The 18,064-nt window shown below is 38.7% G+C and carries 15 protein-coding genes; 6 read left to right on the forward strand and 9 right to left on the reverse strand.

The genetic code is table 11. From position 1 onward, the window contains the following. The first annotated feature begins 162 nt into the window (after positions 1-162). Positions 163-378: a carboxymuconolactone decarboxylase family protein gene (locus tag MSBR3_RS09375; RefSeq protein ID WP_230627349.1), complete on the forward strand. Its 216-nt coding sequence runs from the start codon at positions 163-165 to the stop codon at positions 376-378. Positions 379-614: 236 nt separating this feature from the next. After that, entirely contained in the window at positions 615-2,084 is a 1,470-nt protein-coding gene (locus tag MSBR3_RS09380) for a right-handed parallel beta-helix repeat-containing protein (protein WP_048107732.1), read from the forward strand. A gap of 22 nt (positions 2,085-2,106) precedes the next feature. On the opposite strand, the gene MSBR3_RS09385 is transcribed toward MSBR3_RS09380, so the two are convergent. Both MSBR3_RS09385 and MSBR3_RS09390 read right to left on the reverse strand, forming a co-directional pair. Continuing rightward, complete coding sequence (locus MSBR3_RS09385; RefSeq protein WP_048107734.1) at positions 2,107-3,084, reverse strand: SPL family radical SAM protein; 978 nt, start codon at positions 3,082-3,084, stop codon at positions 2,107-2,109. A gap of 115 nt (positions 3,085-3,199) precedes the next feature. Continuing rightward, positions 3,200-4,030 (reverse strand): hypothetical protein, encoded by an 831-nt coding sequence (locus tag MSBR3_RS09390; RefSeq protein WP_048107736.1) that lies wholly within the window; start codon positions 4,028-4,030, stop codon positions 3,200-3,202. Between the two features lie 341 nt (positions 4,031-4,371). Here MSBR3_RS09390 and MSBR3_RS09395 point away from each other — a divergent pair, with 341 nt between their 5' ends. From MSBR3_RS09395 to MSBR3_RS09405, 3 genes are all read left to right on the forward strand, one after another. Then, positions 4,372-5,475 (forward strand): radical SAM protein, encoded by a 1,104-nt coding sequence (locus MSBR3_RS09395; protein ID WP_230627352.1) that lies wholly within the window; start codon positions 4,372-4,374, stop codon positions 5,473-5,475. 114 nt (positions 5,476-5,589) lie between these two features. Beyond that, positions 5,590-6,615 (forward strand): L-histidine N(alpha)-methyltransferase, encoded by a 1,026-nt coding sequence (locus tag MSBR3_RS09400; protein WP_048107738.1) that lies wholly within the window; start codon positions 5,590-5,592, stop codon positions 6,613-6,615. Between the two features lie 32 nt (positions 6,616-6,647). Then, positions 6,648-7,619, forward strand: coding sequence for an arginine deiminase family protein (locus MSBR3_RS09405; protein WP_048107739.1), 972 nt, complete (start codon positions 6,648-6,650; stop codon positions 7,617-7,619). Positions 7,620-7,675: 56 nt separating this feature from the next. On the opposite strand, the gene MSBR3_RS09410 is transcribed toward MSBR3_RS09405, so the two are convergent. The 3 genes from MSBR3_RS09410 to MSBR3_RS09420 form a co-directional block, all read right to left on the reverse strand. Continuing rightward, positions 7,676-8,584: a UbiA family prenyltransferase gene (locus MSBR3_RS09410; protein WP_048107741.1), complete on the reverse strand. Its 909-nt coding sequence runs from the start codon at positions 8,582-8,584 to the stop codon at positions 7,676-7,678. 254 nt (positions 8,585-8,838) lie between these two features. Continuing rightward, positions 8,839-9,732 carry a prenyltransferase gene (locus MSBR3_RS09415; protein ID WP_048107743.1) on the reverse strand — a complete coding sequence of 298 codons (894 nt, stop codon included), beginning with the start codon at positions 9,730-9,732 and terminating at the stop codon, positions 8,839-8,841. Positions 9,733-10,341: 609 nt separating this feature from the next. Beyond that, positions 10,342-10,737: a hypothetical protein gene (locus MSBR3_RS09420; RefSeq protein WP_052723347.1), complete on the reverse strand. Its 396-nt coding sequence runs from the start codon at positions 10,735-10,737 to the stop codon at positions 10,342-10,344. Positions 10,738-11,197: 460 nt separating this feature from the next. Between MSBR3_RS09420 and MSBR3_RS09425 the strand changes: the two genes are divergently transcribed. Further along, a complete protein-coding gene (locus MSBR3_RS09425) occupies positions 11,198-11,740 on the forward strand; it encodes an IMPACT family protein (RefSeq protein WP_268989147.1) in 543 nt (180 codons plus the stop codon). 174 nt (positions 11,741-11,914) lie between these two features. Here MSBR3_RS09425 and MSBR3_RS09430 read toward each other — a convergent pair whose 3' ends face one another. The 4 genes from MSBR3_RS09430 to MSBR3_RS09445 form a co-directional block, all read right to left on the reverse strand. Next, positions 11,915-12,625, reverse strand: coding sequence for a cupin domain-containing protein (locus MSBR3_RS09430; RefSeq protein ID WP_048110287.1), 711 nt, complete (start codon positions 12,623-12,625; stop codon positions 11,915-11,917). A 301-nt stretch (positions 12,626-12,926) separates the two neighbouring features. Continuing rightward, positions 12,927-13,961 (reverse strand): methylcobamide:CoM methyltransferase MtaA, encoded by a 1,035-nt coding sequence (mtaA, locus tag MSBR3_RS09435; RefSeq protein ID WP_048107747.1) that lies wholly within the window; start codon positions 13,959-13,961, stop codon positions 12,927-12,929. A gap of 373 nt (positions 13,962-14,334) precedes the next feature. Continuing rightward, positions 14,335-16,032 carry a histidine kinase N-terminal 7TM domain-containing protein gene (locus tag MSBR3_RS09440; RefSeq protein WP_048107748.1) on the reverse strand — a complete coding sequence of 566 codons (1,698 nt, stop codon included), beginning with the start codon at positions 16,030-16,032 and terminating at the stop codon, positions 14,335-14,337. 839 nt (positions 16,033-16,871) lie between these two features. Next, positions 16,872-17,948, reverse strand: coding sequence for a hypothetical protein (locus MSBR3_RS09445; RefSeq protein ID WP_048107750.1), 1,077 nt, complete (start codon positions 17,946-17,948; stop codon positions 16,872-16,874). Positions 17,949-18,064: the final 116 nt, after the last annotated feature.

Below are 18,064 nucleotides of genomic sequence, written 5' to 3' on the forward strand. Positions count from 1 at the left end.
GAACGTTGCCATAGTGTCATCAAGTTACAGAATATAATTCTGTGGAATTTAGATTAGTTCAAATTGATTTGAACTAATCCTTAAATATAAAAATCATAGTAAGGATATTGTCTTAACAGCTTAAGCCAAAACCATATGTAAAAAGGAAATACCGAAATGAGAATGCTTGAAGAATTTTTTCCAGAGTTTACCCAGAAACTGGACGAAATTGATCAGCTTTGCTCCGAAAAAAGGGTGATAGATAAAAGGACCTATCAGTTCATTTGCTTTGCTCTCTCCATTAAAGCCAGGTCAAAGACTTGCGTTCTTAAGCATTTTAAAGGTTCCCTGGAAGCAGGAACTACAATCAAGAAACTTCATATATTCTTGCCCTTGTAATGAGAGAAGCTGCAGGTGCCGACAACTGTGGACTCATGATGTAATTGGGGACTGGAAAGAAATCTTGAAAAATTAATACTTCCTGCAGTTGTGCAGGAGATGAAAAGTAAGTTCATTAACAGTAACTGTCTTCAAGAATAGTAACTTTCGTCAAGTTTATTTTCCAAATTCGACCCAGTAACTCGCTTTCAAGAGTTTTTCAAGACTAAAATTTATAATTAAAAATAAGGAATAAAATGAACGAAAAATATCTGACGTACTTAAGGCAAAACTGGAAAAAAATAGGGCTTTCCACTGCAATTCTGATATTCTTGATTGCACTGGGAGTACTCATCTTCTATACTATAGAGTCCAACATTCCCCCTAAGACGTCAAACAATACTGTGTATGTAGCAGGAGACGGGAGTGGAGATTTTAACTGCGATGGAAAAGACGACCAGGTAGAGATAAACCAAGCTCTTGAATACGTTGCAAAAAATCAGCAGTTTTCAACCGTTCATTTGAAAGGTCCGAATACATACGTTATCTCCGATAGTATTCTAATCGGAAATAATACAACCTTAGAAGGAGACAATACGGCTGTAGTAAAACTCGAGGACAATGCAAACTGGCCAGTGAGTAAGCCTATGATAACGCAGATGGACAGTGCTGGAGTCTATGGAGTCACTATAAAAGGGTTTGAAATAAATGGAAACCATGACAAGAACGAAGATAGAAAGAAAGGGCAAGGATACTATAACATGATCAAGTTCCTTGACGCTGAAAACGTAGATGCTCATGGTATGTATATGCATGACGGACATGGAGACGGGTTAAGAGTAGAAAGAGGCTCCAATATCAAATTTTACAATAATAGAGTATATAAACTGGGGCACGACGGTCTTTTTGCCATCGATTGCCTGAATGTGGAGGCCTGGAATAACAGAATCACTTGCAGGACAAACAGCGGTCTTAGAGTCTGGAACTCAAATTACGTAAAATTCCATGATAACGTAATAGATTCCTTTTATCACTGGAGTGCAGGCGGTTCTGGAATTCAGATTGAGAAAACAACAGGTGTCGTCAACGATGTTGAGGTATATAACAATACTATCTATCACACTTATGGCCCTGGAATCTGGCTGATAGGTTATGGAGAGGCTTATCCCAAAGAAGAGGCGCAGAATGTCCATATTTACAAGAATACCCTCTATAACACAGGCACTAACCCCAGTATTGACTGGGTAGGAGGGATCGTAACCAGTGGGTTCTATGATACCCTTATTGAGAAAAATGTGTTTGATAGAGTTTATCATGCAGCCATTATCCAGATGTATCCTCCTTCTTCCGAAGACAGAGACAGTTCAGTTGATCTTTCACCTCAGGGTACAGGTTACAGTACGATTGTCCGTAATAACATAATCATTGATACCCAGAAGCGCAAAAAAGACCCTGAAGGGACAGGATACGCAGTGATTAATTATCTACCTGAAACGCATTCTTTTGTACTGGAAAACAACTGTCTGTACAATAATAAAGGTGGAAATTATAAAAATGCAAGCTCAACAACTGACATTTATTCAAACCCTCTATTTGTAAACCATGGTAAACATGATTATCATCTGAAACAAAACTCTCCCTGTATTGGGATAGGATACGTATCATCAGATTCTTCAAAAGAATTAGAGGTTAGTGGAAACAAGACAAATATAGGAAGGTATGATTAACACGGTTTTATTTATGCAAAAATCAAAAATCATTCTCTGAGAAGTCCGTTAACTTGAGCTGTTTCGAACGGGAAAGTTGTGCCTGCATAGGTTTCATGTAGTCCCCGGACAAATGGTATTTTTTCATAAGAGAGCTGAGTATTCCGTAAAGTTCAGCCTTATAGGCTCTATCAGCCTCCCCTTTTGCATATAATTTGTGGTATGGGTCAGTAAGATCAGGAAAGTTGAGTTCAAGGAAATCGAAGAAATGTTTTCTGGTTTCACCCCTGAGGTAAAGAATGCCAGGCAAAGCATAGTCAACTTCACATTCGGCTGCAAGGGACATAATTTGCTCTAAATTTTGAGGACTGTCGGTAAGAAAAGGAAGAATCGGCATCATATGGATTCCGGTAATGACAGCTGTACTTTTAAAAGCCTGCAGGACTGAAAATCGTTTTTCAGGAGACGAAGCCAGGGGTTCCAGCAGTGAACTTACACTCTTATCCACCGTTGTAACCGTAACCGCAACATTAACATATGTTATTTCAGCAAGTTCTGTTAGAAGATCGAAGTCTCTAAGAATAAGGTCCGATTTTGTAGATATAGTGACCGGATTTCGGTGTTTAATCATCAATGCCAGAACCTGACGCATCAGCCCGTACTCTGCTTCTGCAGGCTGATAACTATCGCAGACCCCACCTATATTAATTACTTCCTTTTTCCAGTTTCGTGCTGCAAGCTGCTTTTCAAGAGCTTCTAAGATATTGGTCTTTACATAAATCTTTTTAAAAAAGGCACAATCCCTTTCCTTAGAAGAAAGACAAAAATTTTTTTTGGAATCTTCTAAAAAAGCAGAACCTTCTTTTTCTTCCAGATAGCTGTGAGAGTACATTGCATAACAATAATTGCAGCCATGCTCACAACCTCTGTAGACATTAAGATCCCAGTGGAATGGTAGATTAATTCTACTGGATTTATTTATTCGGTTCAGAGCTTTTTTAACCTCGATTTCTTCGAACATCCTGGAATAAGATAGGAGTGAGAGCTATAATAAACTTAAGAAAGGAGAACTTAAGAAGAATTTTGTACCAGGAAATACATTCCAAAAATAGAAAATAAGAGCCTGCTCTCTATAATTATTCTCTGTAAATTCCGTCTCCTGTAGTAAGTTTTCCTTCCGCCTTTACCCAGCCTTCCTGCGGGCCTGAAAGCCGGATAGAAATTCTATCAACGTAGTCATTATATTGCCATCCATAGATCCACCATTCATTCCGGCTATTGAGCTCGACAAAAATCTGAACATCGGCATCATGAGACGTATCATAGTGTGCATAGACAAGGCTTTCGTAATCAAAATATTCAGGATTGAGATGCTCAGATCGGGGAACTATAGGTTCTTCTTCGGATTCTCGAAGATTATGTTTGGGTAGGAGTACGGGCTCATTACCAACAGGAAATCTGGTATTAATCATATGTTCAGCCTTTACATTGGTCCCGAAATCAAACGATGTCAAAACTGGAGTTTCTTCTGAGTATTCATTGGACTCCACTATTTGTTCTTCTTCCTCAACTTCATCTTCAATATTTTCAGATCCATGCTCAGGCTCGGGTACAGCTACAGGAAGAGAATGATAAACAGGTTTAATTTCGGCAGTTTCCATTTTGAACATTAGTCCATGCTCAGTATCTTCAAGGCTAAGATTCCAATTTGAAGGCTTATTGTAATAATCACCGTTCACTATTTCCAGTCCTACTTCGGATTCATTCTCAAAAACCGGAATAGGCAAATACAAAGTTACATTTTGCAGAGTTCTGTTGCTTTCTATAATTATACCGTATTCATAATTACTCATAAGACTGTCATTATACATTTCTTCGTTTTCATTTTCCAGATACATTGAACCCAGCACAAGCAAACAGAGAAAAAATAAGACAAATCCTCCAAAAATGGTCATCTTTCTGTTCATTGTCAGTCACTTTCCTCTAAAAATTGAAAGAGACTATGTGAGGAAGACAATTAAACCTTACTCAGTTTATAATCAGGAAGAATAAGAATAATACTGAATTTGTCACATTGTGTTAAATGAGTTATAAAACGAAACCAAAGTAAGTGGAAAAACGAAACCAAAGTAAATGGAAAAAAGAAACCAAAGTAAATGGAATATTTTGTTTACTGGCTATACATTACATTTTTATCAGTTAGAAGATAGACTCAAAAAGCACTTAGTTTCTTGTAATTTGATAAGGAACGTCAAATATATATTTTTATATGTGGGAGAAAAAATTAAAGAACCTGGAGACTATAAGCTTGTTTTCACCGCCTCCGGTACTGAAAGGGTACATGTATGGAGCACAGGAAGCCCGTCAGGCACGAAACTCAAACAGGCTTTTAGCCATACGCCTTGAAACAAATAAGTCCTGCAATCTTCGCTGTCGCTATTGCTATGCACAGAGTGGTGAGGATTCGGCAAAAATAGCCGATTTTAATAATCTCAAGCGTGTTATTCAGGAGGCAAAAAAACTTGGGGCCAGGTCTGTGGTCGTAATAGGGGGAGGAGAGCCGACCCTTTACCCAAGTTTCAGGGATTTAATAGCCTATATTGATTCCCTGGGAATAATCCCGGTAATTTTTTCGAATACAGTTTTGATGACAGAAGAGCTTGCAGGATTCCTGTACAAACACAATGCCTCAGTAATGGGAAAGTTAGATTCCCTTAATTCCGAGGTTCAGGACTACCTCGCAGGAAGAGCAGGAGCCTCCGAAGATATCAAAAAAGGGCTTCAAAACCTTCTCAAAACAGGCTTTTCAAAACCTGCAGGACCTGGAGAACTTCGTATGGGAGTTTCTTTCGTCAGTAACAAAATGAATCTGGAAGAAATAGAGGAGATCTGGCATTTCTGCAGGCAAAACAATATTTTCCCCAATATGGAAATTCTAACACCGACAGGCAGAGCGAATGATGAACTTGAGGATAAGCTGCTCACGGCTGAAGAAATAAAGGAGTATAAATTAAAACTGCTGGAAATCGACCGGAAATATTACGGTTATGACTGGCTACCTTACACACCGATAACAGCAAGTGGCTGTCTTCAGCACTTTTACAGCCTGTATATCAATATAGAAGGAAATGTCCGGCCCTGTGCGCCTACAAAGCTGGACGAGCATCCTGCGTTTAAAGTTGGAGGGGAATATCCCTATAATATAAATAAGATGAGCCTTCGGGAAATTTATGATTCCAGTCTTTTCACCTATGTCCGAAACATCGATAAAATGCTCGAGGGAAGGTGCAAAAACTGCGAACATGCAGAAGAGTGCATAGGCTGCAGGGGATATGCTTACAGCGTAGGAGTAAAACGTGGCATCGACCCTCTTGAAGCCCTTAGAATGGAGTGCCAGCAGTGTTTCAAATAAATGGATTGTAAAACGACGGTAAAAGAAAGGTGAAAGAAGAACTCAGGCAATAACATATGTTAAAAGAAATAATAAGAGATGTGCTGTTGAATAATTTATGGAGAAGGTGAGAAATTGAACAGTACAGGAAGAGTGGAATTTGGACGGATTTCGGAAAATAAGGAAAAGACAGTAATTACAAGTAAGGAGGAAATAGAAGAAAGACTCTGCCAATGCCTGAAAAACTACGAACTGCCTGATTATCTTCTATATACCGGTACCGGAGGAGCAAAAAACTGGCTGAAACTTGATGAGACTGAGGCGTTTCCCGTAGCCAGGCAGCTTAAAGTCCTTCTGGAAAAAAATCTGGATTCCATCGTGAGATTTATTCCAACAGGCATGAGTCTCGTAAGTGTGGGAGTTGGAAATGGAGAGAAAGAAAGAATTTTTCTCGAAGCATTAGTAAAGAAAAATCTAGCTGAAAATGCGTCCTCAGGAAAAGTGTCGATACGCTATTACCCTATCGATATAAACAGTGAGTTTGTAGATATCGCCCTTGAAAAGGTCGATAACCTGCCTGTAGAAAAGAAAGGAATAGTTGGTTTCATAGAGGATATGGCAGCTCTTAAAATAAATTGGCGTCGCCCGATTCTTTTCTGTATTCTGGGAAATACCTTTTGCAATTACGAACCAGAGTTCATTCTTCAGCTAGTCCATGAAAATCTCGAGCAGGGAGATCTTTTTTTCTTCGATGCCAGCCTGCTGCCTACTGAAGGTCCGGAGGCACAATCTGTAAAGAGATCCGTAATGGGTACCTATACTTCAAGAGAGAATATCCTCTTCAATATGTATCCCCTGCTTCAGTACGGAATGGACCCTGAGGATTTCGATTTTGAACTCTTGCTTGCTCATGTAGACTCAAGGGTAGGGGGAGTATACAGAACCAGGAAGAATCTGTATATCCTGAAGGATACTGAACTCGCAATTGGAGAAGAAACCATAGGCTTCAGGGAAGGAGATGTCATCCGTATGGGTTTCACTTATAAGTATACATATGACCAGGTTATAGATTTTCTGGACATTTGCGGATTTGAGGTCCTCAAGGGTTTCCTGAGTGAAGACCGGGCAAGTGCCATAATCCTTGCAAAAAAACGTGTTTGAGAACGACATAGATTAAGTGGGAGATTCAGGGTATGGGTTGCGAGATTGATGAACTGAAAAGGGCCGAAAAAGCAGGGTCAGGTATCATTTACGGATGCGAGGAACTAGGGCGGCTGAAAAGTGTAATGATGCATACGCCTGGAGAAGAACTTTCTCTACTCAATGAATCGAACTACAAATACTGGCTATACGACAAGGTCCCTGAAATTTCCGGGTATGTCAAAGAGCATAGAGGTTACCAAGAATTGCTGGAGTCAAGCGATGTCAGGATTTATGAACTTGAGGATTATGTGGACGAGAACATAGACTTAATTACGAAGATGCCAAATCTAACTTTTTTACATGATACCGCAGCTATTTCCAGAAAAGGTGCTATTCTCTCAAGAATGCGTCCGCCTGCCAGGGAGAAAGAAGAACTTGTTGTAAAGGAAGCCCTGAATAATCTGGGAATTCCCATTTTAAGCGAATTCAATGGAGGACAGGGGTTTTTTGAAGGCTGTCTCTTGCTTTCAAAAGAAACAGTCTTTGTAGCGGATACGGAAAGGCACACTTACCCATTTATCAAGGAATTTATTTCAAATGTTTTGAAAGACTTCAGTGAAGTTATTTATGTCCGGGTTCCGAAAGCCAGGCGATATATGCATCCTGATACTGTCTTCAATAGAATAAGGGAAGATCTTTCCCTTGCTTATTTACCTGCATTTAAGGAAACCTGCCTGTTTACTGAAAATTCCATCGAAAAAATCGATTTTAAAGCTTTCATGCACGAGAAAGGAATGGAAATTATTTCTGTTTCGGATTCAGAACAAAGACGCCTGGCCTGTTCTTTTGTTCCTCTCGAAAGCGGAACTATTTTTCACTACGATACCGCACTTGATCACAAAACCAGGAAAGACCTTGAAAATGAAGGTATAGAGATTATTTCTTTTCACCCCGATGCCCTGCTTGCAGGAGGCGGAAGCCTGCGCTGCCATACTCTGAGGCTTTGCAGAAGGAAAAATTAAAATTAACGGAAAATTTGAAAAGAACTGGAAAGAGGGGCAGAAAAAGTCAGATCGGGTCAGAATAAAAAATCAATAATTATCGAGCCCGAGTAGAGTACCAGTGAAACATGATAAAGGAAAAGTGCGAGCAGGCCAGCCTTCTGACTTTTTTTTCTGAGGAGCTTATAATTTGCAAATCCCAGAACCAGAAACCCTGATATAAAGCCGTAAAATGCAATATCACCCAGCTGTCTTAAAAAAAGAAGCGCTGTGAAATAATGCACAAGCGTAAAACCCGAAATCCAGAGTAAAGTTCCTTCAGTGCCATAAAGTACGGGAATTGATTTTATTTCTCTGGCTTTGTCGTTTTCCATGTCAATAAAATCGTTGACTGCAAGGTGTGCAAGTGTCCAGGGATAAAAAAAGAGCAGGTAGAGCAGTACAGACATATCAGGCTGCCCATAGCAGAGATAGCCTGCGATTGGAAAAAGAGTAAAATCCATCCTGCCTGCAAGCTGAGCAAACGGGAAATTCTGGCTCTTTCTTTTTATCTGATAAAAATACTCGAAAATACATGACAAAAGCATTGCAAAGAATACATAAAAAGAGTTTGGATAAGGCAAGGTAATCATTACCAGTCCAGTAAGCCCGGAAAGCAGCAGAAAAATTATCAGAGCAAAATTAGGGGAAAGCCTTCCAGATGGAAGCGGACGGCTTTTGAAAGGCCTCCAGTAAGCTGTAAGGGAACCCTCAACATCAAGAGTATCCTTTTTCCGGTCAACTAAATCGTTGAGCACTAGCCCGCCTCCAAATCCGAAAGATCCGATTAAGACGGCTTTGAATGTCACTGCCCAGGAAAAATCTCCGTAATTCTCAAAAGCAAGTGCAAGGCCTGAAGAGAAAAGCAAAATCCAGATCGGAAAAAAATGGGCTCTTGTCAGATCTATCAAGGCTTTTACGGTTTCTTTCGTACTCCTCTCCCCCATTAGTATAAAAGTAAACTATATGTTTATACTTTTTGTAAATGGAAACAGGAAACTAACAGAAACAGGAAACTAACAGAAACAGGAAACTAACAGAAACAGGAAACTAACAGAAACAGGAAACTAACAGAAATTGACTAGTAAAGTGAGTGAAAAAGTAAATTTAAGAAAATATTGAGAAGGCAGACTGAACGAAAAAAGAAAACTCCGGAAAACTTTCTCAGTAATGCTATCTTTCCTACTCGGTGTATAGAGGCTCAGTGTATGAAGTCAAAAATAATCGAAACTGCATAGATTATCAGAACCCCATGATAAACAGGCAGTATCTTCATTCCGGCGCCAGGACTTTTCTCTCTCCATAGGTAAAGGTTTGCCCCTGCAAGGAGTACAAAGCCTGCAAGAAAACCGTAAAGAGCAATCTCTCCAAGTTCCGGAAGAAAGAAAATAGCGGCAAGAACATGCAGGGCCGTAAAACCTGTAATCCAGTACATTGTCCCTTTTTCACCATAGAGTACGGCTATTGACTTCAGGTCTCTTGCCTGATCATTTTTCAGGTCTATAAAGTCATTCAATCCAAGATGCGCCATTGTCCAGGGATAGAAAAAAACCATGTAGAGTAGAATAGTCATGTCTGGCTGCCCGTAGCAGAGATAGCCTGCCACCGGAAAAAGCGTAAAATCCGTCCTGCCAAGAAGCTGGGCAGTCGGGTAACCCTGATTTCTCTTTTTTACCTGGTAAAAAGCTTCAATGCCGTAAGAGTATATCATAATTGCGAACACGTATAAAGAGTTTGGATAGGGAAGTGTAAGAATCAAGACTGAAACAATCGCTACAAGCAGGATAAATAATGAGAAGGCGATTTTTGAAGAAACTTTTCCTGAAGGGATAGGTCTCTCTTTAAAAGGTCTCCAGTACCTTGTAAGCGTGTTCTCTACATCGAGTCTATCTCTGTTCCTGTCCACATAATCGTTAAGTATAAAACCGGCTTCAAAGCCAAGCAGGCCCATAAGAGCCACCTTAATAGTCAAAGCCCAGGAAAAGCCGCCATAGTTTGCAAAAGCAAGCAATAACCCAGAGCAGGAAACCAGGGGCCAGGCAGGAAGAAAATGAGCACGTGTAAGGTCAAGATAAGCTTTCAGGGTTTCTATCATTTTTTGGCCTCAATAATAATAGCGGTAATTAAAGAAACTATTACATAAAAATTGTGAAAACAAGAGTAAAATTACAGTTAGAAAATTACTATTTTTAAAATGTATTTATAAATGTAGTTATTTTTTCATTTCAGACTTAGGTTTTTCAAAGTTTCACTTTTTAGTCCGAGCAAAGAAATAACATATCAGAATATTAATCAATTTAAAGTGTGTCTAGAACCTTACTCGATATTACAGTTCGATATTACAGTTCGATATTACAGTTTGATATTACAGTTCGATATTACAAGTTTCAAGACAGTCTTTGAAGCTTCCATATATTATGTAAAAAAGAAATAAAGATCCTTCATATTAACTTCAGCGAACTGGAAGATATTTTTATAAGACATGATTATTAAAACAAGACAAAATCATTAAATATATAATAATGTTTTCTCTGACGACAGCAAGCAAAAATTAGTTATGACCATATCCAAAAACTTACGTAAGATGTTTTAATGTAAAGAGATATAAAATTAGAGCCGATTTATATCAAGTCGTTTTAAAAAATTAAAATTGTAGCCTATTAGAAAGGCTACTTGGATAATTCCTTTTTACGCTACTTAAAATTTAAACGGTTTGTGTAGTGTTTTCATCTGCAGAAGCATCGTCTGTAACATTAGAAGCGTCGTCTGTAACATCTGCAGAGGAGTTGTCTTCAACCGTGACATTTTCGTCTACGGAGTCGTTGTCTTCAACAGTTAAGTTGTCAGCTGCAGAGTCATTGTCTTCAACTGTTAAATTGTCTGCAGCCGCGTCTGTAATGTTGTCATCTGCAGCTGGAGTCTCTGCAGCTACATCTTCGGACTCGGTTACATTTTGGTCTGCTACTGGAGCTTCGTTAGTCACTTCTTCTTGAGATCCATTTTCTGCTGTTGTGTCAGCCTTCTTATCAGCACAGCCGGCTGCAAAGACAACAGCACTAATGACAAGGAGCATTGCCATAATCTTTAACATTTTTTTCATTAATAATACCTCTAAAGTTCTCTTCCTTTTTTACACCCAGCTCATATAAAATTATGGGATTTTCATATGAGATATTTATGCATGACCAGCCAATAACATTAAAACTTTTCGATTTGATAAAAGAATAGTACCGCAAAATAGTGTATTTGTTTTGGATATATACCCAGATAAGAATATTTTTTTGTAATACTTGAAAAATTAAAAAACTAATAGCATATATTTTATCAGTCTATATGAAATAAATTTTATAAAGCGAATATATGTGTAAAGTATTGGAAAAGAATAACTGTTTGGGGAGAGAAAAGTATATAAATGGATTATAATATCCCTCCGTTAAGGAAGCGCAAACCTGTTAACTCCCGGTTTGGTCAAGATCTAAAAGTAATCTGAGGATAAAACACTGAAAAGTTACAAAACTCTTAAATGCTGTGGTAAGGCTCAAAAGGAATTCAAAAACTCTCTGTTCATAGGCTATGCCAGACCTGTGGAAAGTGAAGCTGATGCAAAAGCTTTCATAAAAAGTATAAAGGAATTACACCATGATGCAAACCACAACGTTTCGGCTTATTTTATAAAAGAAAAAAGCTCTTTTGCTCTCAAATATGATGACGACGGAGAGCCTGCGGGCAGCTCAGGAAAACCTGTTTTTAAAATACTCGAATCAAAAGAAATCCTGAATGCGGCTGTGGCCGTGACCCGGTACTTCGGGGGAATAAAACTGGGTTTTGGAGGGCTCTCAAGAGCATACCGGGATACGGCACTCTTGGCTATTGAAGAGGCGGAAGTTGTCGAAGTCTTCGAGCAGGTCAGATTAAAGATAAGTCTTGGATATGCAGAAAGTCAGAAAGTAAGAAATCTTATAGAAAAATATGCAGTAATCCAGGAAGAAACGTATTTAGATAATGTAGAGTTTGTTCTCCTTGTAATAGAGGAGCTTGAAGATGAATTTATTAAAAAGATAATAGATCAAACAAAAAATAAGGTGGCATTCGAAAAGCTTTAACTTCATCAGTTAAATTTACATTCTGATTAAATGCCCTGGAAACAAAAGAACCTGAGGCCGAATTGAAACAAGTTAAAACCACGGAGAAGTCAATTTTTAATACATTTTCTATGGCATCGACTCTTCTTGCGGCTTATCTTGATGTAATTGTCACGTAGAGCAGAATTTGCACCCTTAAAATTCAAGATCTCTTATGTGGCACTCATACTGTTCTTCCCAGGCCGGAGCAGTTATGCAGACCTGCTTGAGATTTCCACGGAACCAGAATCTTTTTCCTGCAGGCACGACAACTACGTCACCAGCTCTGGCCTCAAACTCTCTGTCCTCAACTATCCAGACGCCATCACCTTCCAGGATATAATATATGAAATCGCTTTTTTCGTGCAGAAATTCCTCTGTGTGTCCTTTATGTGTTTCCTGATAGAGTACACCGGCATTTTCGGATTCGGCTTTAGTAGTGTAGATTCTCATCTTCACTCCCTTTTTCTCAATTACTACCGCATCCTCAGGCTTGAAAACCACACGCCTGGATTCTGTAGAGCCAGCAGAGCGTAACCCAGGATAAGAGCTTTTTTCGAGCAGATTAAGTAAGAGAAGATTTTTCTCAAATCCGCCCTTTTCCTGTTTTTTCCGCTGCCTTATTGTCTCAAGTTCTGCTTTTGAAGAACCTCTCAGTTCTGCTATTCTGTAAATTACCTCAAGCAGGTCTGCAAGCTCCTCAATCTCTTTACTTTCAAAATATTCCTTTAGTTCCTCCTCGAGCTTCTTTTCAAGCTCGGGAAGAAAACTGGAATCTGAAAGCTCACGGACTATGCATTCCTTGCCTGAAAGTTTGAGAACTTCAGGTATAAAGTCCCGAACTGCTTTTGAATTATTTTCTGTCATAGTTTTGCTCGGTCGCAGGAGTTTTTGTTTAAGATCAGCCAATTGTTGCTCACTTTCTAAGTGGAAGTTGAGAATTTTCAGCTTATTGATAACTTATCCATAAATATATGAAACTACAGCAGATCAGCCGCAAATACTCTGAAAAGCAAAAAGCCATATATGGTAGTAATAAGCCATATCTGTCAGTAATTGCAGACTATGCCTTTAGACTGGTTTCTGCAATATTCATAACCTTATAGGCTTTAGAAAATATAAAAAAGAGATGGAATAGGTTCTTTTAAAAAGATCTACCATATTGTTCTCAACGAAGATTCACTGTAAGAAATTCATCTCTTGCCTGGACAAGTGCTTTTATATTCTCAAGTGGAGTGTGCGGAGCAAGCCCGCAGCCTGGAGCAAGGATATCAATTCCATCTTCAAGGCAGGCAGTAGCTTCAATGAGAACTGCCTCAGGCTCTTTTGAGAGCAGAGTATCGGACGGAGAAACATTTCCTATAAGCCGTACCCGATTGCCTGTAATAGCTTTTGCAAAACTTACACTTACTTTTTCTTCAATGCTTATTCCATTAAATCCTGCATCTCCCAGAGGATCAAGAACAGTGGTAGCATCGCCACACATGTGAAGGACTTTCAAGCCTTTTACTTTCCTGCAAAATTTCCTGTAAAGGGGAAAGACCGATTCTTCGAACATCTGAGGGGAAATAATGTCAGGTCCGGCTTCGGAATCTATAAGGGTTATGGCATGTGCGCCTCTTTCAAGCAGGCCATTGGCATATTCTATGCAGGAATCGGTAAGAACTTCCATTAGTTCCTCAACAACTTCAGGACTCTTCACAAACCATGTAAGATAATTTTTTATTCCGGCAAGCATGGAGGCAAGTCCAGCAGGGCCCACAACTCCTGCAATAACAGGCACCGTCTCTCCCACTTTCTCATCCAGAATTTCGACTGCTTCCAGGACTACCGAGGTCCGCTTGCTCTCAAGAAGCGAATCAGGAACTGCTATGTTCTTCACATCTTCCTCGTTTTTGCATGGAAAATCCGTTATATAAGGCTGCATATCTATACTTCCTTCATCTATTGTGCAGCCAAAAGTCTCGGCAAGTACGGTGATGTCAAAAGGACAGCGCACATTTTCAAATCCTGCAATCTCATATCCGGCAAGTGCGAGCGCAGCCATCTTATCGGCATTGAAATTTGCCTGGGGCCAGTATGCTCCAGTCATTTCCATTAGTTCTATAGTGCCGGTCTGAGTTACGGAGCAGACAGGAACAGTGTCTAAAGCTTCTCCTTTGAGTGCCTTTTCAAACCTCTCTTTCAGGGTAAATTTACTCATTTTTGTCACCAGAATGTAATTGTCGACTAAAAATGCTTTTTAGAGAATCTTTTCAGAGAGACAATATATTGAAACAAAGATATAAAAATATATGAATGAAAAAACTCACAAGATTAATTAAAATAATTGATATGAATTAAAAATTGGCAGGAAGTAAAGACTGGTTCCAGTGACGAAAGCAGAAGAAATAACGAGTATGATGTTGAAAATTATGTGAAATAGCGATTTTGGATATGATGTGAAAAGTTTTGTGATACTGAATATGGCGAAAAAGTTTGATGATATTGAATATTATGTGAAAATCTGATTAATACTGATATAATGCGAAAAACCTGGGTTTAGACTTAATTGAGATACTTAAATATCAACCAGTTCACAGAGAACTAGTTTCACGCCAGTTACCAGAAGGTACTGTAATTTCAAACCTCGCCCCTGTTCCTTCAGTTCCGGTTTCTTTTATCTCCATGCCTGTAATGGAAAGAATATCTTTAACAAGGAAAAGCCCAAGCCCTGTATTTTTCCCGATGGATTTTTCGAAGATCAGATCTTTCATTTCAGGAGAAACTCCTATACCATTATCTTTTACCTCAATTATAAGATTGTCTTCAACTCTGTGTGAGTTAACACTAATTTCAGTCACATGTTCACCATGTGCCCTTGCATTGTCAAACAGATTGTAAAAGGATTTTTTAAGCAGTGGATCTGCATAGATCTCCATTCTGCTTTCCTCTATAGAAAACTTCAAGCTCTGACCAGAAAAAGGAAAAGCTGCTTCTCTTGCTGTATTACTTACGGATTGCCAGATCGGAGAAATTACTCCAAGATCCTGGTAGTCTTTAGTGAAAACAATCTGGCTGTGGATTGTCTCAATACTTTTATTGAGATTTCTCAGATACTTCACTATTCGAGGGTCATTCTTTACATTTTCCGGAAGAGTTACGGAAATTAATTCGGTGTACCCTGAGAGTACATTCACCTGGTTGAGAATATCATGTCTGGTAATATTGCTCATGAGATTTATCTTCTTGTTAGCCTGTTTCAGGGCCTCTTGATATCTATAAGTTTCAGTAGTGTCATGCATTATTAGTAGCCTGCCCTCATCGTCATCTTTTGTTAGAAGAGGGCTAACACTGAGAGTAAAAAGTTTTGTTTCAAGCCCGCTCTTCAAGAAAACTTCTCTTTTGAAATTACCCTCATGGTCTTCACCCAGAGACATTTTTACTTCATTCCCGAAAAGTTCATTTAACTTTTTTCCGAGAATCTCCTCTTTTGTTTTCCCTGTCAGTTCAAGAGCAGCTTTATTGATATCTACTATGCAATCTGCAAGGTCTACTACAATATATCCGTCACTCATAGACTCGATTACGTTTTCTCTCGCAATCGGAATGATGTTGAGAAACTTGTGCTGCATAACACCCCAGAAGAGAATCAAACCTGTAATTGTAAATGCAAAAGGAGTCGGGTCAAGGAATGAAAAAGGACCTACATGTGCAATATGCATAATATTCCCAAGGACTGGAATACAGGCTGCGGTTAGAGCAATTGCTGCCTGAGCCCTGTAGGGTGCAGTTAAATGGATAAATTGGTTAAAAAAGAAGAAAATTCCGAAAAGAATTAAAATATACGAATAAATACAAAATAGCCAGAAAAAAGGTCCATGTTTAAGCACAAGAAGAGGAAATCCCCTTGAGAAGTCAAGGTAATAGTCTGAAAAATACATTCTGTGAAAGCTATTTGTAAGCATCAGAAGAATTATGATCAAAGGCATTACGAAAAATGTTTTTTGGTACTTTCTTACGAATTCTTTACATACCCCTGAGTATTCCGATGCAAATAAAAACCATGTTACCGGAGCAAAAGCCATCCCAATATATTCCAGACGGGCAAAGAGATATTTGAGCTCAATGTCCTTGAACCCTACCTCAAAGGCATAATTCACAGACCAGAGAGACATACTTAACATGATAAGTATGAAATATTTTGAGAAATACATCCTGCGGTACTTGAAAGCTTTGTAAGCTTTGACTGCAAGTAAAGTCGATATAACTCCTGAAAAGATTAGTGCTCCCATATAGGGAAACGCAGCAGCGGGGATTTCCAGGCTGATAAGACTACCTTCCTTTATGAATCGATGTAAGGCAAATAGGAGAGTTAGGTGAAAGAAGTTAAAAAACATAAAATGTTTATATAATTACACAAAGCCCAAATATATAAATTTATGTATTAAGTAAGAAAGTTAACCAGACTACTCCTATTAGAGCTATCGTTTTTGGAAGAAAATGAAAGAACGAATCCGAACATAAGAAAAAAGTTATAAAGCAAAAAAATCAGAAAATTGGAAAGAGAGCAGCTGCCTGAATCAGAGAAATCCTGAAAATCCGGAATGCAATTATGATAGTTATAGAAAATCTTAATTTAGGTTCACTCAAAGTTAAAATTCTCTCAGGGCAAACAACTTCAATAATTTTTGAGCATTAAGGAGGGAATAACTTGCTTGATTAGTCTCCAGGACTCCGCAGCATGGAGCTAGAACTTACTCATAAAAGTAAAGGTATCTTTCACTGTCTCAGCCATTCTTTCACTGTCTCAGCCATTCTTTCACTGTCTCAGCCATTCTACTGGAAAACTAACTTCTTTGCCCTGAGAGAGTTTTGATTTTCCGATCCAGGAGGGTCAAAATATATACACTTGTTGACAAAAATCTGAATGCAAAATAATGGAAAATGAAAAGTTTAAAAATCCAAAGAAAATGAAAGTTTAAATCTAAAATACTAAAAAATTCAAAAGTTTGAAAATTTGAAAGTTAGAAGAAAGTAAAAGTCTAATCTAAAATAATAAAAAATTTAAAAGTTTGGAAATCAGAGAAAAATAAATCCGCTATTCTCTAAGATAAAAGTTAAAAAGGGATTTTCAGAATTTTTCATTGCTCAGAGAGAAATTGAGAATTTCGGGAAATCCAAGATTAAGTTTGTATTTCTTAGAACTTGAAGCCTCAAGAATCTGATGCTTTATATAATACAGTGCGCTCAGAATACTATCGCTGTCTTCAGAATTCATGTCTCCTGCATATGGGTGAATATTCTCTTCAAGAGCATTCAGAAGCCCTGGATCAAGGTCATTTATGAAGTAAGTGTCCAGAACCAAAAGGTTCGAAATCTGCTCGTAGAATATAGTAAGTTCCCGAAGCCAGTCTGGGACTCCGTAGTCCCTTGCATACTTTTCCTTATTAAGGAACGCAAGGTAACTGGAGATAGTATCTATGAGATCTTCGGTTAGCCTGTTATCAGGATACACGATTGGGAAACGTTTTATTACTGCAGGAGTTGTGTAGCTCGAGTATGCCATTTTAGACTTACAGACTGAAGGAAAGAGTCTGGCAATCGAACTGTTAAGCACTGCAGTAACATAGGCATACCTGCCTGGGTCCTTGAGAACAATGCCGCATCCATTCTCAAATACATGATTTCCTACAGCATCATATGCAGCCTGCAGATGATAGCCTTCAGTAGCAATAATTTTAGGAGTATTAAAGTACTCCAGAAATTTTTCACCTTTTATACTATAGTCTGCAGATTTAAGGGGAGAAGTATCGTGGCGGAACTTTCTTTTGAATTCCAAAATTCTCCCGTAAGCCATAGGGAATCTTGTCTTGAGTTCTTCGGGCGGAATTACATTATATTCTTTCTTTCCTTCCGCAGCGGACAATTCATAAGGCAGCATGAAACAATAAGGTGAAGGACGAAATGCAAATTTTTCGGAAAAAGCCCCTGATACATACGGATAAATAATCTCGGGTTCTATAAATACAGGCCTACATAGGCCTTCGCAAAGATAATACGAGTCGGAACCGCCCTCTTCAGGAAGGGAAAGCCTGTGAAGTAGACCGTTTTGTGTGATTATACCCCCAAATATGTTCTCAGAGATATCTCCAAGTGTAATCGGTATTTCACTGATCTGTTCTACAATTTTGTTTCGTTTAACAAACATCTATTTTTCACTTCTGTGAAAGTGCATTGAGAAATATGTTCTCTTGTGCTTTTTGTTTTCAGGACGAAATTCCTGAAGGAATCATACCATTGTATGATAACTCACGAATTTTGGAC

Origin of the sequence: Methanosarcina barkeri 3 (assembly GCF_000970305.1) — an archaeon.
Classification (GTDB): domain Archaea; phylum Halobacteriota; class Methanosarcinia; order Methanosarcinales; family Methanosarcinaceae; genus Methanosarcina; species Methanosarcina barkeri_A.

Bases quoted from the DNA above. Each gene is read 5' to 3' on its own strand.
- MSBR3_RS09375 (WP_230627349.1), top strand. From the start codon at position 163: ATGCTTGAAGAATTTTTTCCAGAGTTTACCCAGAAACTGGACGAAATT.
- MSBR3_RS09380 (WP_048107732.1), top strand. From the start codon at position 615: ATGAACGAAAAATATCTGACGTACTTAAGGCAAAACTGGAAAAAAATA.
- MSBR3_RS09385 (WP_048107734.1), bottom strand. From the start codon at position 3,084: ATGTTCGAAGAAATCGAGGTTAAAAAAGCTCTGAACCGAATAAATAAA.
- MSBR3_RS09390 (WP_048107736.1), bottom strand. From the start codon at position 4,030: ATGAACAGAAAGATGACCATTTTTGGAGGATTTGTCTTATTTTTTCTC.
- MSBR3_RS09405 (WP_048107739.1), top strand. From the start codon at position 6,648: ATGGGTTGCGAGATTGATGAACTGAAAAGGGCCGAAAAAGCAGGGTCA.
- MSBR3_RS09410 (WP_048107741.1), bottom strand. From the start codon at position 8,584: ATGGGGGAGAGGAGTACGAAAGAAACCGTAAAAGCCTTGATAGATCTG.
- MSBR3_RS09415 (WP_048107743.1), bottom strand. From the start codon at position 9,732: ATGATAGAAACCCTGAAAGCTTATCTTGACCTTACACGTGCTCATTTT.
- MSBR3_RS09420 (WP_052723347.1), bottom strand. From the start codon at position 10,737: ATGAAAAAAATGTTAAAGATTATGGCAATGCTCCTTGTCATTAGTGCT.
- MSBR3_RS09430 (WP_048110287.1), bottom strand. From the start codon at position 12,625: ATGACAGAAAATAATTCAAAAGCAGTTCGGGACTTTATACCTGAAGTT.
- mtaA (WP_048107747.1), bottom strand. From the start codon at position 13,961: ATGAGTAAATTTACCCTGAAAGAGAGGTTTGAAAAGGCACTCAAAGGA.
- MSBR3_RS09440 (WP_048107748.1), bottom strand. From the start codon at position 16,032: ATGGGAGCACTAATCTTTTCAGGAGTTATATCGACTTTACTTGCAGTC.
- MSBR3_RS09445 (WP_048107750.1), bottom strand. From the start codon at position 17,948: ATGTTTGTTAAACGAAACAAAATTGTAGAACAGATCAGTGAAATACCG.